Source organism: Desemzia sp. FAM 23990 (assembly GCF_045528485.1).
In the GTDB taxonomy this organism is placed as follows: domain Bacteria; phylum Bacillota; class Bacilli; order Lactobacillales; family Carnobacteriaceae; genus Desemzia.
This window is the reverse complement of sequence record NZ_JBGQQW010000003.1, coordinates 79,845-103,547: the sequence shown is the minus strand read 5'-3', so window position 1 is coordinate 103,547 and position 23,703 is coordinate 79,845. Positions and strand designations below refer to the sequence as shown.

At 38.9% G+C, this 23,703-nt stretch carries 21 protein-coding genes; 15 read left to right on the top strand and 6 right to left on the bottom strand.

What is annotated here, in order from left to right; all coding sequences use genetic code 11:
• Nucleotides 1-9 precede the first annotated feature (9 nt).
• Complete coding sequence (locus tag ACEN4I_RS02000) at nucleotides 10-1,008, bottom strand: hydroxyacid dehydrogenase (protein WP_407102020.1); 999 nt, start codon at nucleotides 1,006-1,008, stop codon at nucleotides 10-12.
• A gap of 26 nt (nucleotides 1,009-1,034) precedes the next feature.
• Nucleotides 1,035-1,676 (bottom strand): DUF6198 family protein, encoded by a 642-nt coding sequence (locus ACEN4I_RS01995; RefSeq protein ID WP_131832574.1) that lies wholly within the window; start codon nucleotides 1,674-1,676, stop codon nucleotides 1,035-1,037.
• 196 nt (nucleotides 1,677-1,872) lie between these two features.
• On the opposite strand from ACEN4I_RS01995, the gene ACEN4I_RS01990 reads away from it, so the two are divergent.
• Nucleotides 1,873-2,613, top strand: coding sequence for a sugar phosphate isomerase/epimerase family protein (locus ACEN4I_RS01990; RefSeq protein ID WP_407096184.1), 741 nt, complete (start codon nucleotides 1,873-1,875; stop codon nucleotides 2,611-2,613).
• Between the two features lie 275 nt (nucleotides 2,614-2,888).
• Here the strand turns inward: ACEN4I_RS01990 and ACEN4I_RS01985 are convergent, their stop codons facing one another.
• Nucleotides 2,889-3,710, bottom strand: a complete 822-nt coding sequence (locus ACEN4I_RS01985; RefSeq protein WP_407102019.1) for an aminotransferase class IV — start codon at nucleotides 3,708-3,710, stop codon at nucleotides 2,889-2,891.
• A gap of 162 nt (nucleotides 3,711-3,872) precedes the next feature.
• Between ACEN4I_RS01985 and ACEN4I_RS01980 the strand changes: the two genes are divergently transcribed.
• The 3 genes from ACEN4I_RS01980 (at nucleotide 3,873) to ACEN4I_RS01970 (ending at nucleotide 5,792) form a co-directional block, all read left to right on the top strand.
• The gene (locus tag ACEN4I_RS01980) at nucleotides 3,873-4,073 is read left to right on the top strand and encodes a hypothetical protein (protein ID WP_407102016.1); all 201 of its coding nucleotides are present in this window, start codon (nucleotides 3,873-3,875) and stop codon (nucleotides 4,071-4,073) included.
• Between the two features lie 111 nt (nucleotides 4,074-4,184).
• Nucleotides 4,185-5,333 carry a zinc-dependent alcohol dehydrogenase gene (locus ACEN4I_RS01975; protein WP_407096181.1) on the top strand — a complete coding sequence of 383 codons (1,149 nt, stop codon included), beginning with the start codon at nucleotides 4,185-4,187 and terminating at the stop codon, nucleotides 5,331-5,333.
• 81 nt (nucleotides 5,334-5,414) lie between these two features.
• Nucleotides 5,415-5,792, top strand: a complete 378-nt coding sequence (locus tag ACEN4I_RS01970) for a VOC family protein (protein ID WP_407127502.1) — start codon at nucleotides 5,415-5,417, stop codon at nucleotides 5,790-5,792.
• A gap of 675 nt (nucleotides 5,793-6,467) precedes the next feature.
• Here ACEN4I_RS01970 and ACEN4I_RS01965 read toward each other — a convergent pair.
• On the bottom strand, nucleotides 6,468-7,640 hold the full coding sequence (locus tag ACEN4I_RS01965) for an NADP-dependent malic enzyme (RefSeq protein ID WP_407096179.1): 1,173 nt from the start codon (nucleotides 7,638-7,640) through the stop codon (nucleotides 6,468-6,470).
• Nucleotides 7,641-7,652: 12 nt separating this feature from the next.
• Nucleotides 7,653-8,759 (bottom strand): Ldh family oxidoreductase, encoded by a 1,107-nt coding sequence (locus tag ACEN4I_RS01960; RefSeq protein WP_407102014.1) that lies wholly within the window; start codon nucleotides 8,757-8,759, stop codon nucleotides 7,653-7,655.
• 335 nt (nucleotides 8,760-9,094) lie between these two features.
• Here ACEN4I_RS01960 and ACEN4I_RS01955 point away from each other — a divergent pair, with 335 nt between their 5' ends.
• The 3 genes from ACEN4I_RS01955 (at nucleotide 9,095) to ACEN4I_RS01945 (ending at nucleotide 12,543) form a co-directional block, all read left to right on the top strand.
• Nucleotides 9,095-10,459: a uracil-xanthine permease family protein gene (locus ACEN4I_RS01955; protein WP_407102012.1), complete on the top strand. Its 1,365-nt coding sequence runs from the start codon at nucleotides 9,095-9,097 to the stop codon at nucleotides 10,457-10,459.
• Nucleotides 10,460-10,633: 174 nt separating this feature from the next.
• Nucleotides 10,634-11,290 carry a CAP domain-containing protein gene (locus tag ACEN4I_RS01950; RefSeq protein WP_407102009.1) on the top strand — a complete coding sequence of 219 codons (657 nt, stop codon included), beginning with the start codon at nucleotides 10,634-10,636 and terminating at the stop codon, nucleotides 11,288-11,290.
• Nucleotides 11,291-11,613: 323 nt separating this feature from the next.
• Nucleotides 11,614-12,543: a nuclease-related domain-containing protein gene (locus ACEN4I_RS01945; protein ID WP_407096175.1), complete on the top strand. Its 930-nt coding sequence runs from the start codon at nucleotides 11,614-11,616 to the stop codon at nucleotides 12,541-12,543.
• A gap of 224 nt (nucleotides 12,544-12,767) precedes the next feature.
• Here the strand turns inward: ACEN4I_RS01945 and ACEN4I_RS01940 are convergent, their stop codons facing one another.
• Entirely contained in the window at nucleotides 12,768-13,214 is a 447-nt protein-coding gene (locus ACEN4I_RS01940) for a YaiI/YqxD family protein (protein ID WP_407102007.1), read from the bottom strand.
• Between the two features lie 279 nt (nucleotides 13,215-13,493).
• On the opposite strand from ACEN4I_RS01940, the gene ACEN4I_RS01935 reads away from it, so the two are divergent.
• From ACEN4I_RS01935 to ACEN4I_RS01900, 8 genes are all read left to right on the top strand, one after another.
• Nucleotides 13,494-15,260 (top strand): methyl-accepting chemotaxis protein, encoded by a 1,767-nt coding sequence (locus ACEN4I_RS01935; protein ID WP_407096173.1) that lies wholly within the window; start codon nucleotides 13,494-13,496, stop codon nucleotides 15,258-15,260.
• A 105-nt stretch (nucleotides 15,261-15,365) separates the two neighbouring features.
• Complete coding sequence (locus ACEN4I_RS01930) at nucleotides 15,366-17,576, top strand: methyl-accepting chemotaxis protein (RefSeq protein WP_407102005.1); 2,211 nt, start codon at nucleotides 15,366-15,368, stop codon at nucleotides 17,574-17,576.
• 82 nt (nucleotides 17,577-17,658) lie between these two features.
• Nucleotides 17,659-18,135, top strand: coding sequence for a chemotaxis protein CheW (locus ACEN4I_RS01925; protein WP_079650667.1), 477 nt, complete (start codon nucleotides 17,659-17,661; stop codon nucleotides 18,133-18,135).
• 55 nt (nucleotides 18,136-18,190) lie between these two features.
• On the top strand, nucleotides 18,191-18,673 hold the full coding sequence (locus ACEN4I_RS01920; protein WP_407102003.1) for a chemotaxis protein CheD: 483 nt from the start codon (nucleotides 18,191-18,193) through the stop codon (nucleotides 18,671-18,673).
• A gap of 19 nt (nucleotides 18,674-18,692) precedes the next feature.
• Nucleotides 18,693-19,739 carry a chemotaxis response regulator protein-glutamate methylesterase gene (locus tag ACEN4I_RS01915; protein WP_407102001.1) on the top strand — a complete coding sequence of 349 codons (1,047 nt, stop codon included), beginning with the start codon at nucleotides 18,693-18,695 and terminating at the stop codon, nucleotides 19,737-19,739.
• The gene (locus ACEN4I_RS01910) at nucleotides 19,739-20,521 is read left to right on the top strand and encodes a CheR family methyltransferase (protein WP_407101999.1); all 783 of its coding nucleotides are present in this window, start codon (nucleotides 19,739-19,741) and stop codon (nucleotides 20,519-20,521) included. Before ACEN4I_RS01915 ends, ACEN4I_RS01910 begins: the two co-directional genes overlap by 1 nt.
• Before the next feature lie 558 nt (nucleotides 20,522-21,079).
• The gene (locus ACEN4I_RS01905) at nucleotides 21,080-23,119 is read left to right on the top strand and encodes a chemotaxis protein CheA (protein WP_407101997.1); all 2,040 of its coding nucleotides are present in this window, start codon (nucleotides 21,080-21,082) and stop codon (nucleotides 23,117-23,119) included.
• Entirely contained in the window at nucleotides 23,103-23,699 is a 597-nt protein-coding gene (locus ACEN4I_RS01900; RefSeq protein ID WP_407096167.1) for a chemotaxis protein CheC, read from the top strand. Before ACEN4I_RS01905 ends, ACEN4I_RS01900 begins: the two co-directional genes overlap by 17 nt.
• The last annotated feature ends 4 nt before the right edge of the window (nucleotides 23,700-23,703 follow it).

The window sequence follows — 23,703 nt, the reverse complement described above, 5'->3', positions numbered from 1 at the left end:
TAAATCCTCCTAAGCCATATGTTGGTATTTTTCTTTGGTAATTTGATAATCTAATGGCTCGTCGGCTAAGTAATGTTTCAACTCGCTTAGCATATAAGCTCCCATTCGCCCGACTTCCGTTCCTGCGCTCCCAGCAATGTGCGGAGTAAGAACCACATTTTTCATATCGTATAAAGGCGAGTCGATTACGGGCGGCTCAGGATAAGTGACATCTAAAACAGCTGTTAAATCGGTCCTTTCCTTCAAAACAGCGATCATTTGATCTTCGTTAACGATAGCACCCCGTGCGGTATTGATGAAAGTCGCATGTGGTTTCATGGATTTCAATAATTCTCCAGTGATCATTCCAGTAGTTTCAGGAAGCAAAGGAGAATGCAGGGAGACGATTTCAGACTCTTTAAACAAGTCTGTTAAAGTTACTTTAGTAACGTTCAGTTCGGCAGCTTCTTGATCAGATACAAAGGGATCATAAGCCAGTACATTTACATCAAAGGGTTTTAAATAGTCCAACACTTTTCTGCCAACTTGACTTAATGAGATCAACCCAATGTTCCGATTGTAACTGCCAAATACAAATGGAAAATCACCGAATTGATATGTTCGGTCTTGTCGAGCTTGTTCGCGCAATTCCCAACCATTTTTTAACGCAAATAAAATCTGACTCAGCGTAAATTCAGCTACCGGGATGGCATTGGCTGTATTGGCAGTAGTCACAATCAGTTCACGTTCCCAAACAGCATCGGTCAAAAGTGCTTTCATGGTTCCAGCTGCGTAAAAAATCGCTTTTAAATTAGGCGCTAATTCTAAAAAGTGGTCATCAAAAACAGGTGCCCCCCAGCCTGAAAAAATCACTTCTACTTCTTGCAGCAATTCTGGATGTTCAAAACACGTTTCACTGGTTAAAGGACCATGAAGCACTTTAACACGTTCTGCTATTTCAGTTTGGACTTCTTTTGGATAAACAGCATCAAATAAACCTTCTTTTAAGATATACAGAGCTTTTAGCATTTTTCTTCCTCCTCATTATACAGTAATTATTTAGTTGGAGCCAAATTGAAAAAAGTACTGAGGTGCTGCTTAAAGAAATTTGTGAAAGGGCCAATCAGAAAAGCTGATAGTACTGTTCCTTCTCGGATTCCAGTAACATTACCCAAGACAATTAAAGAAAGGATGACAGAAAAGACGATCAATCCATTGTCAAAAATCAGTTTTACATTTCCAAAAGATTTGTGAAATGCTATCGCTAAAGTGTTGACGATTCCTTCACTAGGATTGTAAATGGTCTGAGAAGAGAGTTGTAAAAATATCCCAAATGCTAAAACCACACAACCAATTAGAATAAAGAGGAGCTTGGCTGCATAAGGACTAGTTTGTAAAAAGCTGAAGACAGTCCCGTTTGAATCGATTGAGAGTCCTAATAGAGGACCGACAAGAAATTGCAAGTATTGTTTTTTCTGAAAGTCTTTTTTCAAGATCAGCAATTGTAGAAAGACGAAGAAAATATTCATCAGCATGGTAAATGTACCGAAACTGAAAGGAAAAATAGCGTTTAATACAAAAGGAAGACTGGTGACAGCGGTCGTTCCAAGGTTATTTTGTGTAATGATGCTGATACCTAGACCAATTATCCAGACGCTGATCAAAAATAACCCATAACGTTTGGCAGATTGCTTCAATAGATTCACCCTTTCTTTCTTTTGATGAAAAAAATCGGTATAGTATAATTAAAGCACAAAAAAATATAGGAGCAAGGCGACTAAGGCGTACAAAGTAAGCGTGTTACATTTTCAGGCTACTAAAGTTTTAAGTGATTTCCACTAAACCAATCAGCCTAAAGAACCACAATAAAAGTAGAGAAAGTATGGGATAAGAATGGAAAACAATCAATTAGCAGTCAATATGCTGGCTTATGAGGCAGCGGTAAATGAAACGACCAGCCAAGTACAATTTTTTAAAGAGATTAAAGCTGCTGGGATCACAAAAATCGAAGTGCGAAGAGAATATGTTCATGACGAGGAAGATTTGAACTCTATTCAGCTAGAAGCAGCCGAGTTGGGGATCGAACTTTTTTATGCCATTCCTGAAGTCTTGTTTGAAGACAAATTATTGCCGCTAAATCAATTAGAAGGGTACTTTAAAGAAGCTCAACTACTGGGAGCTAAACAAGTGAAATTTACTGCTGGATATGCTGCGGATGTTCCTCAAGAAGAAGCGGATGCCTTGCGTCGCTTATTGGATACTTACGGAATCGAGAATTTAACGCTGGAAAATGGTCAAGACCCAACATTTGCTAAAGCAGAGACTCTTTACAATTTCATCCAAGTGTTAAAAGGGAAAAGTTTGCCAGTGAGTGTCACATTTGATACAGGGAATTGCTTGTATGTGGATGAAGATCCATTAACAAGTTTTGCAGTATTGGAAGAGGAAATCAGCTATATTCATTTGAAAGATGTCTCTAAATTAACTCTTGCACCAACCTTGAATGGAGAAGGGGATGTACCGACGAAAGAAATTCTGTCACGAGTTCCGGTCACCGTGAATATCGCGATCGAATACCCGCTGGGGGAACATCCAACAGAAACATTGAGGGAAGAACTGGCTAAAATAAGCTAGCTATTAACGTTCTACATCAAAAATGTGGATGAAGAAATTTCTTGATGAGAGCCATAAAAAAAGAGGTTCTACAACATTTGACGTTGGTGAGTAGAAAATACACTTCTTTTTAACTCTAACTTTTAGGGGTCAGCACCAAGGCGTTCCCATGGTGTTCCATAAGCAACCCCATAGGCCGGAAGAAATTTCTTTACCAACGATAGAAGATGAAGAGCAAAAAAAGAAACACGAAAAGTTCAGTAAAAGGAACTTTTCGTGTTTTTTCTGTTATCAGATCACCGATTCTTGTGATGCAGGATATAGCTTTCTGTTAATTGTTTGTATTCAGTCATGATGGTCTGGATAATAGGATTTTTGGCAGGGTCGAGTACAATGTCATCAATCGAAGCAATCGGCAAGACATCATTGCCGGTTCCTGAGATAAAGGCACCTTCAATTACCGATAATTCGGCAGCAGGAATAGGTTGCTCCACGATCTCAATGCCTTGTTCCTGACAAATAGAGACTACTTTTGAACGAACGATACCCAACAGCACTGTTTTCGCCGGGGACGTATGCAATTTACCATCTTTAACGATAAATAAATTCGAGCGGCTGCCTTCCGTGACATTGTCGTGCTGGTCAACTAGCAATACTTCATAGGCACCCGTCTTTTCACGTTCCGCCAGCACCGTTTTTTGGTATTCTTCCCGCTGTATCTTGATATTAGGATCTTGTCTTTCCAATTTCAGCAAAGTTGTTTTCATCCCTGTGCGGTAGTACGATTCTGGAGGGTAAGGGCTCTTAGTAAAAAAAGACAGCAAGCCTACATCTTTATTTAAAATCAATTTGATGTTTTGATTGGAGACTTCATTTTTGGCTACTAATTGGTACAAACGCTCCGTCAATACGTCGTCTGACTCTGCCAAAGGAATTCCAACTGATAAAGCAGACCGTCTAAAGCGATGCAAATGGTCTTCCAGAAAAAGAAGTATCCCTTCTCGGACTCGAATGACTTCGTACACATTTTTCCCGCTTAATTGTTCAAATGGGCTGAGATCTTCTGTGGACTGCTCTTGATTATTAAGGTAATAAAGGGATTGTTCTATATATTCCATGTTTTTCATCCTTTCATACAATTGTGATGTGTATTCAGTGTAGCACTTTTTACAAGTTGAATGCATCTGAAAATAATGTTTCAACTCTAATTCTATCTGTTAGGAAATTTATATAAATTATGGTATTTTTTAGTGAGATACTGAAAGAGAGGAGTAATAGATATGTCTATATCAGAAAAAAAATGGCGCAAGATTTACATAGGATTAATGATTTTTATTTACGCCGTATATGTACCGGTATCCGTTTTTGAATGGTTGGCTTCAGATGGAGGTTTTCCGTTTACAGCTGTGCTGTTAGCCGTGGCCCTTCCTTTGATGCGCAAAAATCATTGGACGCAATTGAAAAAGGAACGTAAAAAATGATGAAAAAGAACCATTCTTTAAAGCCGTAACTTTTTATTCTCCATGAAAAAGATGTTAAACTGCTTACATACACAGCTTCATCAATCATCTTATAAAAAGAGGAGAGATAGTATGCGCGCAGTAACTTGGCAAGGAAATGAAAAAATGGAAGTTAAAACCGTTCCGGATCCAACGATTCAAGAGCCGACAGATATGGTGATTCGAATCACCGCTACAGCAATATGCGGATCTGATTTGCATTTGTACCATAACGGAAAGCCGGTAATGGAAGAAGATTATGTGGTCGGACATGAGCCGATGGGAATCGTAGAAGAAGTGGGTTCAGCCGTCAAAAAAGTTAAAAAAGGCGACCGAGTAGTGATTCCGTTTAACATTGGCTGTGGAGACTGTCAATTTTGTGCCCATCATATGGAAAGTCAATGTGACAATTCTAATCCGAATCCGATATTTGATCAAGGTGGATTGTTTGGATTTGGTAAAATGAACGGAAACTATCCTGGAGGGCAAGCGGAATACTTACGAGTACCTTTTGCTGATTTCACCTCCTTTGTCGTGCCTGAAAGCAATTTGCCGGATGAAAAAGTCTTGTTTTTATCTGATATTTTACCAACAGCTTATTGGAGTGTCGAGCACAGCGGCATGAAGCCAGGCGATACGGTTATTGTCCTAGGTTCGGGTCCAGTAGGATTGTTCGTGCAAAAATTTGCCAAAATGAAAGGCGCCAAACGTGTGATTGCCGTCGATAATGTAGACCATCGCTTACAACATGCTAAAAAAATGAATGGTGTAGAGATCGTTAATTTTTCTGATGTTTCTGAAGTTGGGGATCAATTGTACGAGATGACAAAAGGCGGAGCCGAAATCGTCATTGATTGTGTCGGAATGGACGGAGTGAAACCAGCGAAAGAAAAAGCCAAAGACTTTATAACATTGCAAAGCGGTTCTTATTCACCACTGCAAACAGCGAGTGAATGTGTTAAAAAATTCGGTACCCTTATGGTCACTGGAGTATATATGACACCAGCTGCAAGTTTCCCATTCCAGAATTTCTTTACTCGAAATGTGGACATTAAAATGGGGCAGGCTCCAGTTATTCACTTGATGCCTACGATATACGACATGATCGAAAGAGGAGATTTTGACCCGACCGATATCATTACGCATACGATGCCTTTGGAAAAAGCTGCTGAAGCGTATGATTTATTTGATAAAAAAGCTGACAACAACATTAAAGTAGTGTTGAAACCGGGGATGTCTTAAAAATAATGGACCTTTTGAAAAGTACAGGCTTTTCAAGAGGTTCTCTTTTTGTTTTGCGAGCAGAAAAGAAAGGAGCAACATATGATTCAAGAAATAGGCAGAATTATGTTGTACGTCGATAATCAAGAAGAAGCTAAGAATTTTTGGACACAACAAATCGGATTTTCTGTTGTAGACGACCAAACTGAAAATGGTATCAGATGGATAGAAATCGTTCCTTCAATGGATGCACAAACCAGTTTTATATTGCATGACAAAAAAAATATTTCAAAATTAGAGCCTGAACTGACGTTGACTACGCCATCTTTGATGTTTTACACTCCAAATGTAGAAGAACTATATGAGACATTCAAACAAAAAGGCATAACAGTAGGTGAGATGGTGACCACATCGTCTGGTAAAGGATTTAATTTCGCAGATAGCGAAAACAATTACTTTGTAGTGGTGAAAAAAAATTAAGCTTAGTAATTTAATAGTTTAAACTGAGGAGTTAGTCCAAAAGTCGAGTGGGTTGAGTCGATTTTTAGGCAGCTTCTTTTTTTATTGCCCACAAATAGTTGTTATTGGCTAGTAAAAGCCATTTGGACTTTTTTTTAGTTCGAAATGGCCGCTATTCGTTTATTAAGAGCTATTTGAACTTTTTCTCAGAGTGAGATGGCTGCTATTTGCCTATTAAGAGCCATTTGGACTTTTTCTCAGCGTGAGATGGCCGCAATTCGCTTAATAAGAGCCATTTGGACTTTTTCTCAGAGTGAGATGGCTGCTATTTGTTTATTAAGAGCCATTTGGACTTTTCCTCAGCGTGAGATGGCCGCAATTCGCTTAATAAGAGCCATTTGGACTTTTTCTCAGAGTGAGATGGCTGCTATTTACCTATTAAGAGCTATTTGAACTTTTTCTCAGAGTGAGATGGCCGCTATTTGCCTATTAAGAGCCATTTGGACTTTTTCTCAGAGTGAGATGGCTGCTATTTGCCTATTAAGAGCCATTCGGACTTTTCATCAGAGTGAGATGGCCGCTATTCACTTAGTAAGATCCGTCTCCATTTTTTTATTTCTTGCAATAGCCATCACAAGACAACAAAATAGGACTATCTCATTTTTATGATAGTCCTATTTCCCAATAGAAAAGCTATTAAATTCTAGCTACACCAGTCTCAACAGCTGCTTTTTTTACAGCTTCAGTTACGACACTAGCTACTCTTTTATCCAACGCATCTGGAATAATATAATCGGGTGACAATTCAGCTGGTTCAATCAACTCAGCAATGGCAACCGAAGCCGCTATTTTCATTTCCTCATTGATGTCACTGGCTCTCACAGCTAAAGCGCCTTTGAAGATACCAGGGAAAGCCAATACATTATTCACCTGGTTTGGGAAATCGCTGCGTCCCGTACCAATAACTGCCACACCAGCTTCTTTAGCTTTATCCGGCATGATTTCAGGAGTCGGATTGGCCATCGCGAACACAATCGCATCCCGGTTCATTTTTTTGACCATTTCAGTACTTAAAATGTTGGGAGCAGAGACGCCGATAAACACGTCAGCTCTTTTTAATGCTGTTGCGAGGTCTCCTTGAACATTATCCAAATTAGTGACGTCCATCATTTTTTGCTGCTCACTGTTCAAGTCAGAAGAAGCTGATGACAGGATGCCTTTTTTATCTGCTAGGATCAAATCCTTGACTCCAAAACTGAGCAAATGTTTAGCGACAGCGATACCAGCAGATCCAGCCCCATTGACTACGACCTTGATGTCTCCAAAGGACTTGTTGACTAATTTTAAAGCATTGATCAGTCCCGCTACTACCACGATTGCCGTACCATGCTGATCATCATGGAATACAGGGATATCCAATGATTCTTTCAAACGACGCTCGATCTCAAAACATTCTGGAGCAGCGATATCTTCTAAATTGATGCCCCCAAAACTGCCGGCTATTTGCTGAATAGTCTGAACAGCGGTGTCTACATCGGTTGCTTCTATACAAATCGGAAAAGCATCTACATCTGCAAACTCCTTAAATAAAACACATTTTCCCTCCATTACCGGCATAGAGGCACTTGGCCCAATGTTTCCTAGTCCCAGTACCGCTGTTCCATTGGTAATAACGCCGACTAAATTATTTCTTCGAGTCAGTTGGTAGGCTTTTTCAGGCTCTTTTTCAATCGCTAAGCAAGCTTCAGCTACTCCTGGGGTGTAGGCTAAAGCTAAATCTTCACGACTTGTGATTTTAGCCCGGCTGATCACTTCAATTTTACCGTTCCATTCGTAATGCTTTTCTAATGCTTCTTTTCTTACATCCATATCAAGGTCTCCTCAATTTTCAAATGGGAAATGAAAGTCGGTAAGTCCGGCATCGTCTCGAATCGCCAACAGTTCTTTTTGAACAGATTCATTTACCGGCAATCCTGTTTTTTCCCGTTCTTTCCAAATCAAATATTCTTTTTCTCCTGCTGTATAGATCCGTTCTGCTCCGGGTGCTTTTTCAGAGGTCCGTAATTCGCGCATAATGTCTCCAGCAGTTTTCTTAAAGCTGTCCAATCCCATAAATGCTTCAGTATCGATCGCAATAAAGAAATGTCCTAAATGGAATTTTGTTTTTTCTCCATTTTCCCCGATTCCTGACAACATACTCAAAAAGCTCCCTTGCTGCAAAGCAGCAGATAATACCTCTACAATAGTAGCATATCCGTAACCTTTATAGCCAGACAGTTCTTCTCCGATTCCGCCTAATGGAGCTAAGGCTGCTTCACCAGATTGGAGATCATTTAAAATTTGGTTGGAGTCGGTAAGGGCCGATCCATCGCGTCCAATGACGGTTCCCTCAGGAGTATCTTTGCCTTCACGTGCATACAATTCAATTTTTCCTCTTTGTATAATAGATGTTGCGCAGTCTAATGAGAAGTGGAAAGCTTCATCTGTTGGAAAACTAACCGTTAACGGGTTGGTTCCCAATTTATTTTCGACTCCAAAAGTAGGGGCGATAGAAGGACGAGCATTTGTTCCGGACATACCGATGCATCCGGCATCAGCCGCCATATCCGTATGATATCCAGCGATTCCGTAATGGGTAGAATTGCGAACCGCCACCATCCCCATGCCATATTTCTTCGCTTTTTCAATAGCCATTTTCATTGAACGATATCCAATTACTTGACCCATTCCGTCATGACCATCCACAACAGCAGTAGTAGGAGTTTCACGTAAAATTTCAAAGTTTGTGACTGGATTCTGTACACCATCTTTTATCCGGTCTATGTAAATCGGTTTAAAACGATTTACACCGTGACTTTCGATTCCTTTTTTGTCTGACTGCAATAAGACATCCGCACAAATTTTGGCATCTTCTTCTGGTACTCCATAAGCAACAAAGGCTTTTTCAACAAAATCTGTCAAAAAATCCCATTCTAAGTAGTTTGACATTGTAATTCCTCCTTTAAATTTTTGTTTATGTGAATTAGCGAGCAATAAAGAATAGTAGGAAACGCTTTCATAAATACGTCTATAGTTTACCACAACATAAAATTGTCCTCAATGATTTCTTAAAAAGAATTCATTTAAGCTATATTATGTATGAGAAAGTGTTATAAGAATAGAAATGAGCACAAAAGCGAATGATTTGAAATAACTAATATAAAAATGTTCGCTAAAATGCTTTACAATTCTAACAACGGGGATTATAATGGCACTATCACATTAATAAACGAACGATTAGATAATAGCATAAAATAAAAGTTCGTTAAAACAGGAGGATTAACGTGGAAGAGAACATACAGCATCAGGTAGTTGGCAGAAACGCGGGAAATTTAAAGGAACAGGACGACAGTTTAACTTTAAACTATGGCATTGAGGACAAACCAGATCTTGTGACCACAACTATTTTAGGTTTTCAAAATGTATTAACCGCTTTTGGAGGCTTGGTAGCTGTTCCCTTAGTCATTGCTGGGATTGCTGGATTTGGTGTAACGGATACAGCCTATATGATCAGTGCTGCATTATTGGTTTCAGGAATTGTTTCTATTATTCAATCAAAAGGTTTCGGCCCTAAACATTTTAGAGTTGGTGCTGGAGTCCCAACAATCATGGGCACAGATTTTGGCTTTGTCGGTCCTGCTAATGCGGTCATCAATACGATGGGCGGCGGAATTGCAGGGTATTTAGGCGGAACGATGATGGGAGCTTTACTGGAGATTGGTCTTAGTTATTTCGTCAAACCGTTAATGAAATTTTTTCCTCCTGTTGTAACGGGCTCAGTCATTGCTCTGATGGGAATGACTCTTATGCCAGTTGCCTTTGAATGGGTCGGCGGTGGTGTAGGCGCTGCGAGTTATGGAGATCCGTTTAACTTGATTATCGCTACTCTTGTATTTTTGATTATTCTGGCTATCAACCATTATGGCAGCAGCCGTATCGCACCAGCAGCTGTCTTGATCGGTATCGTAGTAGGGTACATCGTTTGTATCCCGCTTGGAATGGTAGATTTCTCTCAAGTAGCTCAAGCAAAATGGTTTGCTTTCCCTCAATTGTTCAAATTTGGAATTTCATTTGACATTCGTTTTGCGATTCCATTCTTAGCTGGGTATTTAGTAACGGTTATTGAAACAGTGGGAGTTATGCAAACGATCGGTGAAGTAACACAAACAAAATTATCTGACGAGGACATTGCAAATGGCGTTCGTGCAGATGGAGTGGGTTCCTTTATTGGACCAGCTCTAGGGTCTGGACCGGTTGCTACATTTAGTCAAAATGCTGGTTTGATTCCATTGACTAGAAACGCTTCACGTACTGTAGCGATTGCTGCTGGATTTATTTTGATCTCAATGAGCTTCTTCCCTAAATTTGCAACATTGGTGTCTATTATGCCGATGCCGGTGTTAGGTGGAGCCGGAATTCTAATGTTCGGTACAGTGGCTGGAGCAGGGATCAAATCACTTTCACGCGTCAAAATGAACAACCGCAACTTATTGATCGTTTCTTCTGCCATTGGAGTGGGTCTGGGTGTTGCTTTCAGACCGGAAGTTGTGGCAGGATTACCTGGCATTCTTGGTGGATTATTTTCTTCAGGCATTTCAGCTGGAACTATCGTTGCACTAGTATTGAATATCCTTTTAAAAGAAGATTAAGTTGATTTTCTATCTAACAAGCTACTCTGCTAAAGATGAGTGGCTTGTTTTTGTATAGCTTTACTTCCATTTTTTTCTATTTGCTGGTCACTTTTCGTCAAAAAGAATTGTTCACAACATGATAAGTGGATATCTGGTATAATTATTCTAAGAAAAAATAGAAAGGAAGCTTAGATGACAAAATTACTAGGTTTTATCGTTAGCGTTTTAATTTCGATAATGTTCGGGTTTTGGCTGGCAGCGACCAATATATTAGATGGAACTCAAGTCGGACAATTATTGTATGATGTCGTCGATATGATTCCTGTTCCAAATGAATTCAGTCCAGGAATGCAGGTAGGTTTGCCTGAAGAAGAAACTAACTCAAATTCAAAGACTGAACAACAACAAGAAACAGCAATTGAAAATAGTTCTGCTGAAATTGATTACAAAATCATTGAAAATCGGATTTTTGAGTTACTCAATGAATTGAGAACTGAAGTAGGCGTTCAACCGGTAACGAAAAACCAACCATTAAAGTTAGCTGCAGATCAACGTGCACTCGAAACGGAAGAATTGTTTGAACACACACGTCCGGATGGCAGCGATCCATTTACTGTTTTAGAAGAAACAGGTCACGAATACCGCTATCAACTGGCAGGAGAAAACTTAGCCATGGCTACTTATTATTTAGATGAACTCGGTATGGCTGATGTTATTTTTGACGGTTGGAAGAACAGTGAAGGGCATTACGAAAATATGGTCAAACCTGAATTTGAAGAAGTAGGCATAGGTATTCATTATGATGGGGAAGTCCTCTACGCTACTCAAATTTTTGGAACACCAAGATAAAAAGATGTGGCAATGAGAAAGATAATGACTCCAAAAATTAGAGTAAAATCTAATTTTTGGAGTCATTTTTTATGAGAAAGTATTAGGGTGACACTTTATTCCTCAAATGAGCCCAAAACTATTGTTCGCTTGATGCGTAAAGTGGCTTTACTCATCAAGTGAGCCTGAAAATATTGTTCACTTAATGAGAAAACACGTTTTATTCGTCAACTGAACTTATTTTAAATTTCCACTTGAATAATAAAATCCAATTCATTTAAAGATTCAAACCTTTTTTTGCGAATAGTATAGAGTAATGACTATTTTGTGAGAGGAGCTTTTTTATGATTATCAAGAAACGATCCAAGCCATTGACACTTAGAGTTTTAGAATCTTTGAATTGCCGAACCGACCTCAAAGTTTTAGAAAAAAAAGAGTATTCCAACCATACTAAGGGTTTCGAAGGTGAAACAGATTTTGACATCTATCCAGAAATCCTGCCAGCTGATAATCTCGTGATAAACGATTTATTGCTTAAGGAAAATGGACAAATGTTTCAAATTGATTGTCTTATTTTAAAGGAAAATACGATTTTTCTTTATGAAATAAAAAATTATTCTGGCAGTTATGATTACAAAAACGGGGCTCTTCATGGGCAGTCGGATTTCATCATCTCGGATCCTCTAACTCAAGTCCATCGTAGTCAGCCACTTCTTCATAATTTAGTCCGTAAACTTGGCTTTCAAATGGAAATAAAATCGAAAGTCGTCTTTATCAATCCAGACTTTTATTTATATGAACTTCCTAGGGATAAACCATTTATATTCGCAAACCAATTACCCCGCCACTTTGAGCAGATGGCAAAAATAACTTCAGTGACAAACGTGGCTCAGAGTCAGCTTGCTAATCAGTTGTGCGCATTGCATATAGATAACTATCGACCGCTTGATTTGCCACAATATGATTTTTCCGTGTTAAAGAAAGGAATTATCTGTCCGCGCTGTTTTTCATTTGATCATATAAACACGCGTCAAAATCGCATCTGTTCTGCTTGCGGGTATAAAGAAACGGCCTCAGATGCTATCATACGTTCGGCAGACGAATGTCATCTGCTTTATCCGGGATTGAACGTCACGAAACGACTCATTACTCTTTGGTGTGGAGAAGAATATGATGAACAGCGTGTTCAACGGGTATTGGCGAGACATTCTCATACACATGGCCACTACAAAAGTACTTTTTACGAACTCCATTCCCCTTTATTCATCAAGTGAGTCTAAAATAATCGCTCACTCGATGAGAAAACCCGCTTTATTCATCAAGTGAACTCAAAATAACCGCTCACTCGATGAGAAAACCCGCTTTACTCATCAAGTGAACTCAAAATAACCACTCACTCGATGAGAAACACAACCCACACACATCACTTTAGACACTACTTAACTCAGCCAATCAGCTGCAAAAAAAGGTGTCAGCGAAAAATAGCTGGCACCTTTTTTTATACTACAGAATCCAAAACGCCCTTTAGCAACTCTCTGAATTTATCCCGGTCTTCATTAGTAAAGGGTTTCGGTCCTTTAGTCCGTTTGCCGCTTTTTCGCACCATGGCGCTCAAGTAGCGAGATTGCAACAGCTGATCGATATTGTCAGCAGTATAACGGAAACCAGTGTGGTGTAAAACTAAACAGCCTTTTGCTAAACACAATGAAGCTAGACCATAGTCTTGAGTGATCAATAGATCCTCTTTTTTTACCAGCTGCATAATTCGGTAGTCAGCTGCTTCTGCTCCGGTATCGACATAAACTGTCTGAACTCCTGGTGGATACTCAGTGGTAGAATAATGTGCAATACTGGTTACTAAGGTGACTGGAAGACCGCGTTTTAATCCCTCTTCGATCACAATATTTTTCACTGGACTTGCATCCGCATCAATATAAACGTGCATCCTTAGCACACAACCTTTCTATGCCGATAAAACCAATAATTTCAGTATACAAGAAAGCATTCCATTTACCAATTCAAATATAAATAGAAGACCCACTAAATAAAATGTAGTAATCCAAAAATGTGACAAAGTATTCACATTATTTTCCTTAATATACGCTGTTTTTTTCCGATATGGGTTACAGCGATAAAAATAGGGAGGGCTTCATAAAAGAGGAGGGAAGAAAAGGTATCGGTGAGGCAAAGAAATGTACATAAGAAAAGTGAGGGAATAGAACTAATGGAAACTACAAACAATATAAATGAAACAAACTTAGATAATCTAAAAAAACGATCTCGGAGCTTAAAAGGTAAATTTAATGCGAAAACGATCAAAGGAAAATTGTTAATGAATTTTGGTGTCATCATTTTATTGGTCTTGATCAGCAGTGGATTCAACTTATTCAGTGTTACGAATCAAAATAACGCTGTGAAAAAAGTATTAGAAGAAGATATGGCATTATTGATTTTAGATGAAGGCATTGCAAATAATATGGCTGAACGCATGAATTTACTACAAGCCTATGTGATTTCAGATGACACACAGTATTTAGAGAAGTTCAATGACAGAATCGATGCGAGTATTGCTTTAGAGAATGAATTTTTAACTAAATCCAGTTCACCTGAAGCTGAAGAGTTAGTTGACCAAAAGACTAAATGGGGAGCATTTACAGATGAGGTCATTTCAGCAATGGAGAGAGAGGACACTGCCTATGCTGAAATGACGATGTTGACCGAAGTTATTCCTCGAGGAGATGCATTGATTCAGTCCTTTAACGAACTATCAGCTCATCGAGAAGAAGAAATTCAAGAAATAGCTCAAGAAGTTAATCAGTCCGGTGCTTGGATGGTAACTAACTTAGTGATTATTTCAGTACTTACAGTAATTATCGGAACTGCAATTGCTTTGATCGTTGCTAATAATATGACTAAACCAATCAAACAATTAAAAGAACGCATGCAAATTATGGCAGCCGGAGATTTAAGTTCTGAACCGCTTGTGGTTACTTCTCAAGATGAAATCGGAGAATTGATGACAGCAGCTAATGAAATGAGCAGCCAAACGGCAGAAGTGTTAAAAGAAGCCAGTGCGATTTCGGCTACTACTTCCAGCCATAGTGAAGAATTGACGCAAGCTACTTTGGAAGTGAAAAGCGGTGCTGAACAAATTGCAACAACAATGCAGGAAATGGCATCTGGATCAGAAACTCAAGCAGAGACAGCTTCTGAACTAGCCGTTATGATGGATTCATTTGTGAAGATTATTGAAGATGCTAACGAAACCAGCAGTGAAGCTAAGACAAAATCAGCTCATATCTTGGAAATGTCTGAAAACGGACAAGTTCTCATGAACACTTCAACAGAACAAATGACTAAAATTGACAATGTAGTCAGTCAAGCCGTTGAAAAAATGTTTGGATTGAACACTCAAACCAATGAAATTTCTAAATTGGTAGAAGTTATCAAAGATGTAGCAGATCAAACGAACTTGTTAGCGTTGAACGCAGCTATTGAAGCAGCGCGTGCAGGGGAACACGGTAAAGGTTTTGCTGTAGTAGCAGATGAAGTGCGTAAATTAGCGGAACAAACCTCTAACTCAGTGAAAGACATTACCAACTTTGTCCAAACGATTCAAAATGAATCTTTCGATGTAATGGACTCTTTAAGCAGCGGATACAGAGAAGTAACCGAGGGCTCAGCACAAATCAAACAAACAGGAATGACGTTGAGTTCAATCAATGCTGAAATCTCACATATTACAAGCGGCGTAAATAAAATTACGGCTAATTTACAAGATATTTTGGCTTACAGTAAAGAAATGGATGTTTCTATCGGAGATATTGCTTCTGTTTCCGAAGAATCTGCTGCAGGAGTCGAAGAAACGTCAGCAGCTTCACAAGAAATTTCTGGTTCAATGGATGAAGTATCTGCAAGTGCTGCCCAAGTTTCAGAATTAGCTGAAGAATTGAATAGTTTGGTACAGCACTTTACATTAACAGCAGAATAAAAAGATCTATTCGACTGTTGAATAGGTTAGACGCGACAGTTTATGGGTTTGATTTAAAAGGAGATTTTTACATGCACTGACTTTATAGTTGAAGGGGAATAAACGATGGCTGACAGATTTTTGGATACAGTAAAGCGAATGTGGGGAAAAATAAAGACCATTCAATGGAGAAAAGCGGCACATACAAAGGGAGAACGGAAAAAAAGTATTAAATATCCCGTTATCTTTTTGATTGTATTGTTGGTGATTGTACCAGTTATTGCAGCTTTGGCACTGTCTTTGAACAGTTCAAATAAATTACTGGCTGATCGCATTGAAGCCAGCGAAAAAGATATGACTTCTATTTTAGCGAATCAATTAGAAGCAACCGCTAAATCAATGGAAGTCAGTTTGGATTTATTGGCTAAAGAAGAAGTTTTTTGGCAAATAGCTGAGGACGAATCGGTACGTTCAGATATTTGGAATAATTTAAGCATGATCCAAACAACAAACAGCAACATTGGAAATGCATTATATGCTCCTGTAGAAAAAGAAATCATTGCCACTACAACGGGAGTATACGAAAATTACGATCCTACCACACGAGAATGGTATACCGGCGCATTAGACGCTAAAGGGAAAGTTTACTGGAGCGCACCGTATACCAATACGGCCACTGCAGAACAAATCGTTACAGGTTCTAAAGCCATTTATCAAGGCGGATCTTTAATGGGTGTATTGGCTTTTGATCTAGTATTGACTGAATTCAATGATGCAATCTCTAATTTGAATATTGGAAATACCGGTTACTTTTTTGTAGCAGACACTGCCGGGAAAGTGCTGATGTCTCAAAAAGCTTCGGAAGTAGATGCTTCCATTGTGAGCAGTCCTCTGTTTACTACTGCTTATGAAGAAAGAGGATTTGTCACTAACGAACGCAACGAGGACATTGACGCTTATTACCAAAAATTGCCTACCTTAGGCCTCACCGTTTATTCTATTGCGGAAGAAGAGGAAATGGCCCCTGAAACAAGTGCAAGTATAAAGTTGTTATGGATTTTGATCCTGATTGGAATAGTCATTGCTATCCTATTGGCTTTATTGGTCGCAAAATACTTGACACGTATCACATCCCTATTTGCTCAAGCCTTTGACAAATTAAAAAATGGGGATTTAGCTGCTCGCTTAACCGAAGATGATTTGGCATTTACATTTGAAAGCAAGCTGCTTAAATGGAAGAAAGAGATCAAAGCTACAAAAATAAGCGAAGACAGCAATGAATTTGGGCAAATTGCGTATCATTTTAACGAAATGGCTGCTCGATTCAATCAAACTGTTGGGCAAATTCAGCATGACAGCATTCTGTTGACGGATATGACGGAAACGATGCAAGAGATCTCTAAACAAACGTCCTCAGCTACAGAAGAAGTCTCAGAGACAATCACGGGCATTGCTGAAGCAACTGGATTACAAACACAAGATACAGCTACTACGGCCGATAAAATGGATGAATTAGTGAATGTATTCAATCAAATTGAAGTCAGCTTAGGAAAAATGCAACTTCATATCAATGATACTTCTGATGCTAATATGAACAGCAGTGAAAAGCTGTTCTATGTGTATGAAAATTGGCAAGGAACTATTGCGATGATGATGAACTTAAAAGAAAACATTGATAGTGTCAATGTTGAAATCCAAAATGTGGATAAAATTGTTCAGGCCATTCGCGACATCTCTAAACAAACGAATTTGTTAGCTTTAAATGCAGCTATAGAAGCGGCTCGAGCAGGAGAAGCTGGAAAAGGATTTGCGGTCGTTGCGGATGAGGTTCGGAAGTTAGCTGAAAAAAGTTCTTCTTCTACTAAAGAAATCAGTCAAATTATTGGAACTATCCAGCGTAAATCTAAAAACATGGTGGACAAAGTACAAGAAACCAATGAGGGAAGCGAAAAGCAAACGGCCTTTATCGATCAAGCTATTGACGCAGCCAATACGGTTACGGATGAAATGGATCTATTGCTGCAAGATATCAACAGTGTGTCGGAATTAAATGAATCCATTATAGCTAAAAAAGATGAAGTAGTGCTTTCTATTGAGAATATTGCAGCTTCAGCTGAAGAAAATTCTGCTGGAACCGAAGAAGTTTCCGCAAATGCTGAAGAAATATTAGCTACAATGGAAGAATTTAGTGCCCACATTACAGATTTGGAAAAGGTAGCCGGAGAATTAAACGAAGTAGCCAACCAGTTCAAATTGCAAGATGACGATCAAGATACAGCAAGTAAAGACAGTGAAACTCTGGGAGAATCAACGGAACTTTCATTAGAAGGAATATAAAGAATGAGCCAGCCAGCCGACCTTTCGCAGTCAAGAAGTGAAAGGTCGGTTGACATAGCCGTTTAAGAGAGCAGGTGAAGCTATGGAAAAGCACATTATTTTCATGTGCAATCATCAAAAAATTGCTATAAATATTGATGCTACTGAACGAATTTTGTTGTTGGAAGATATAACATTGATTCCAGATACATCAAGCTACATTAAAGGAGTCATTGATTATAATGAAGAAGTTCTTCCTATTGTAGACATGAACGAACGATTATTTAATGAAACATACCAACGAACAGAACAAACCAAAGTGATTGTAGCTTTTTGGAAAAAACAAAAAATCGGTTTGATCGTAGATGATGTGATTTCTGTTCGAGATTTCAACGATCAGCAACTCCAGTCTTCGAATGAAACTAAAACAGATGGACAGAAAAAGAAAAGCATCCACGCCATTATTAGAACAGAAGACACGATCATTACAGTCATAGAAGTGAACAACTTATTTTCAAATGAGGGAGAAGATGAATTGTTATCGATTATAGAAACATTTGCGAAAGAGAAAGCAGAATGAATCTAATGATGGAAAACGAGTCCTCTTCTGCATGTAAAGAAGTGGTGAACAATGAATGTCAGAAGAAATAAAAGTAAGAATATCAGACTATAAATTGGCAACTTATCCAGATACGTTGATCACTATTGCATTGGGTTCATGTGTAGGAATTGCGATTTATGATCCCATTACTAAAGTCGGCGGTTTGAGTCACGTCATGCTGCCGGATAGTACCATGTTTAAACCACCCTATAAAGTAGAAAAATTTGCTGATTTGGCTCTTCCGCAAATGGTGGAAGAAATCAGAAAGCAAACAAAGAACCATCAGCTGGTAGCAAAAATAGCAGGTGGAGCCAACATGTTTCAGTTTACCAGCCAAGGAGAAGGCGAATCGATCGGTGAGAGAAATATCAAGGCTGTCATAGCCAGTCTTAACGAGATGAAAATTCCATTACTGGGACAAAATACAGGCGGTAATATAGGAAGAACGATGATAGTGGATCTAGGTAAGTTCGAAGTGAAGGTACGAAATGCGAATCGCGATATTAGTATTTTATGAAAGGTAAAGGAATGAAGAAATGAGTATTAAAGTGTTTATAGTCGATGATTCGCCATTTATGCGAAAAATATTTTCGGATATTCTCTCTGATACTGCGGGATTAGAAGTCATTGGTACTTCTAGAAGTGGAAGAGATACTATCCGCAGATTAGATACCCTTAAGCCGGACATCATTTTAATGGATGTGAACATGCCGGGACTTAGTGGGTTTGAAGCTTTAAAACTCATCAAGGAAAAGACATCGATTCGAATCATCATGATGAGCTCTCAAGGTGGAGAAGACGTTACTATAAAAGCCTTGGAAAGTGGTGCGGAAGATTTTATCGGTAAACCGCAAGATTTAAAGAACACTTCCACTGAATTTAAAAAAGAATTGGAGTACCGTATTAAATCATTGTTTAAAAATGAATGGGTGCGAAAAGAGAAACCGCTGAAAAAAAATCCGCCAGTAAGGAAAAGAATTTCAGAAAAAACGGTTTTTTCAAATCAAGACCTCCCCAAAAAAGTAGAAGCTATTACAATCGGTGCTTCAACAGGAGGCCCAAGAGCATTGATGCAGCTGATCCCGCTTTTTCCGGCGGATCTATCAATACCTGTTCTTGTGGTGCAGCATATGCCGGCAGGTTTCACGGCGTCATTCGCTAATCGCCTCAATGCTGAATCAAATGTGACCGTTGTAGAAGCTGTAGATGGTTTACCTGTGGAACAAGGGGCCGTATACATTGCTCCTGGGAATTACCATATGATAGTTGAAAATAAAACGATCCGTTTATTGTCTACACCTAAAATGCATGGCGTTCGTCCGGCGGTGGATATTTTATTTGAATCCGTAGCGAAAGAATATGGCTCTAAAGTACTAGGCGTAATCCTGACAGGAATGGGATACGATGGAACTCAAGGGCTGTATGACATCAAAGCTGCAGGCGGCTATTCCCTTGCACAAGATGAAGAAACTTCTGTTGTTTACGGGATGCCCAAGAATGCTGTCGAAAATGGTGTAGTGGATCAATGTATTGGATTAAAAAAGATCTCTGAGATTCTAAATCAAATGATAAAGGTGAGCTAATGGAACTAAACTATGAATTCTTTTATCAATGGACAACTAAAAATCTGAAATTGAATTTAGATGGATACAAAGAAACACAATTGCAGCGACGGATCGCTACCAGTATGAAAAATGCCGGGGCTGAGACATTGGAAGAATATGCAGATGTCATCAACAAAAATCCTGAAGCAAAACAAAAATTTTTAGACTATATCACGATCAACGTAACAGACTTTTTTCGCAACAAAGATATTTTTGAGGAGTTTGAAGAGCAGCTGATCAATGAATTGCTTCCAAAATTTCCTTCGTTGAAAATATGGAGTGCAGCTTGTTCAACAGGTGCTGAAGCGTATTCTATCGCAATGATTTTAGCGAAACATCACGTTAAATTACAGAATAAAATTTTGGCTACAGATATTGATGAAACCATTTTACAAAAAGCACGTGTTGGAGTTTACAACGAGTATGAATTGAAAAATCTGGAATACAATTTGCGTGACAAATACTTTCAGGAAAAAGCGGGAAAGTATGCCGTTAACAGTTCGATCAAACATACCGTTGAATTCAAGCGACATGACTTGATATCGGATGATTATCCTAAAAACTATCATGTCATCGTATGCCGAAATGTTATGATCTACTTCAAAAATGAAGTGAAAAACGATATTTACCGTAAAATAAGCGAGTCATTGGTACCTGGAGGACTCTACTTTGCAGGAGCTACCGAAACCATCTACAATCCATCACAATATAACCTGACAAAAGTAACATCATTTATCTATCAAAAAAACCAGGATGCGTAGAGGCCTTGGGAGCAATGAAGCAAAAATAGGAAATTTTGATTGGGGTATTTTTTACCCCAAACAAAATTTATCTTTTTTGCAAAATTGCTAGGCCTCGCAGCTCAACTAAACCAGGATGCGTAGGTCGCTTGATAGACACGACAAGAAAATAGGAAATTCAAATGAGGATGCTCTTTATCCTCAATTGAATTTATCTTTTTCTCGAGTGTCTAGCGACCGCAGCTCAACTAAACCAGGATGCGTAGGTTGCTTGATAGACACGACAAGAAAATAGGAAATTCAAATGAGGATGCTCTTTATCCTCAATTGAATTTATCTTTTTCTCGAGTGTCTAGCGACCGCAGCTCAACTAAACCAGGATGCGTAGGTCGCTTGATAGACACGACAAGAAAATAGGAAATTCAAATGAGGATGCTCTTTATCCTCAATTGAATTTATCTTTTTCTCGAGTGTCTAGCGACCACAGCTCAACTAGAACTAGGATGCGTAGGTCGCTTGCTCAAGCTCGAAAGACACATCTAGTAACAGAACAAATATATTATACGAGGAGGGGATTCAATGGATGACAATAGTAAATACCTTGAATTGTTTTTCGAAGAATCGGATGCACATATCCAAAGTTTGAATGATTGTGTGTTGGAATTAGAAAATGATCCAGATAATCAAGATATTATGAATGAGATGTTCCGTTCCGCTCATACATTAAAAGGAATGGCTGGCACAATGGGATATGACTCATTAGCTAAACTGACACATAAAATGGAAAACGTATTTGATTTATTAAAGAAAGAAACGATCAAAGCAGATTCTCAATCCATTGGACTTATTTTTGACTGTTTGGATTCTATATCCGCCATTGTGGAAGATTTACGAGAAGGCGGCGAAGGAGATTTAGACGTAGCTGAACTAGTGGGACGTCTGAACGCAGTTTCTGAAGGAGGATCAGTTGCTTCAACTATTGACCAACCAGCTGCAGAAAAAGATGATAACTTCAATTCTCAACTGCATTTTATCGATGAATCCGATGTCTCAGTCATTGAAAGTGCGGCTGCAGATGGCTACCAAGCCTTTGTAGTAACGGTTAAAATCGAAGAAACCAGTGGGATGAAAAATGCCCGCGTATTTCTCGTGATGAGCAAAATAGACCAACAAGGGGAAGTACTCTATTCTGAACCAGATCCAGAAACACTAGAAAAAGAAGATTTTGGTTCTATTTTCAAAGTAGTGCTGTTGACACAAGCAAATGCTGAAACAGTCAAAGAAGCTGCGCTGAACAACAGTGAAATTGAAGATGTCTTAGTCAAACACTTTGAAAAAAGTGATATCATTTCAAATGAAATTCAAGTTCAAGAAGAACGAGTTGAAGTTGAAACAGTAGAAGAAGTGAAGGAAACTAAAAAAGAAACCAAGAAAAAAAGTACAGCAAAAGCTGTTCATGCCAATCATACCGTTCGTGTAGACATCACTAAACTGGACGATTTTTTGAATGCCGTGTCAGAATTGTTGATTTACCGAACTCGTTTGGAGAGCATCAGTCAAGATAACCACATCAAAGAAATGGATGAACCGTTAGAGCAATTTGCTCGAATCACGACTGAATTGCAGGATCTAGTATTAAAAATCCGTCTGCAGCCCGTCAGCACGGTGATGACGAATTTCCCTAGGATGATTCGTGATTTAGGAAATGATTTAGGCAAAAAATTCAATTTAGTGATTGATGGCGGAGAAACGGAGCTGGATCGGACAGTTGTTTCCGAGTTAGGCGAACCGTTGATCCATTTGATCCGAAACGCTGCCGACCATGGAGTAGAAATGCCGGACAGACGTCAAGAACTTGGAAAAGATTCTGCTGGATTGATCCAAATTGCGGCTTATCAAGAAGGAAATCGTGTCGTATTGACGGTGCGAGATGACGGAAAAGGACTAGATCCTCAAGCTATCAAAGAAAGTGCTGAACGTAAAGGCATATCTACTGCAGGACTTACCGATTCCGAGATCCAACATTTGATTTTCCATCCAGGTTTTTCAACGGCTAAAACAGTTACCGGAATTTCTGGTAGAGGAGTCGGAATGGATGTAGTGCAACAAAAAATCCATTCTTTAGGCGGAAACATAGAAATCATTAGTGCGATCAATCAAGGAACGACATTTAAAATCAATTTGCCATTGACCTTATCAATCATCGATTCATTATTGATTAAAGTTGGAGAAAGTACATTTGCGATTCCTCAAGGGATTATTGAAAAAGTAGTGAGTCCAGATCCAGGCGAGATCATCCAAACGTATCAACAAGAAGTTTATACTAAAGGAGGAGCCACTCCAGTCATCCGTTTAACGAATGTATTGAATGTTCAAGAAGTTGACACACCGGAACCCTATTTGATTATAGTCAAATTAGGAGAGAATCGTTTTGCTTTGATGATCGATGATGTTATCAAGCAACAAGAAATCGTGATCAAAGATCTAGGGAAAGAATTGGCCAACGTGACTAGCTATTCAGGAGCTACTATTCTAGGAAATGGCGAAATCGTGTTGATTCTAGATGTAACAGCCATCACCAATGAAAGTCAAGGTGTTCAAAATGCCATCCGAGTTTAATAGTGTACAGCTAGATGCGTTAAAAGAAGTGATCAACATTGGGGGCGGGAATGCGGCCACAAGTTTGTCTCAGCTGATCAATAAGCCGGTTCAAATGACAGTGCCGGTAATTGAAGTATTGGCTTACGATGATTTGTATCAACAAGTCATGTCAGAAGAAACGATCGTTGATGCAGTGATGACGAGAATGATCGGACAAGCGGAAGGCGTCTTCTTGCTGGTGGGGCTGGAAGAGGATATGAATCACGTAGCTTCTATCATGTTGCCAGATGATGCAGCAGCTAGTCCTGAGATGATCAACTCGGCCTTAAAAGAGCTGGCTAACATTTTAGTCAATTCATTTTTAAATTCTGTAACAAAACTGTTGGATATTAACTTATTGACATCCATTCCTTTATTGACACAAGACATGTTTGGCGCCATAGTAAGTAGTGTCTATATGGAAAGCGGACAATACGATGACACGATATTAATTTTAAAAAATGAATTTTATTATATGGGCGAACGAATGGAAGCAGCTTTGTATTTCGTTCCAAAACCCGGTGTATTAGAGAAATTATTTAGTTTATTAGGAGTTTGAAAGG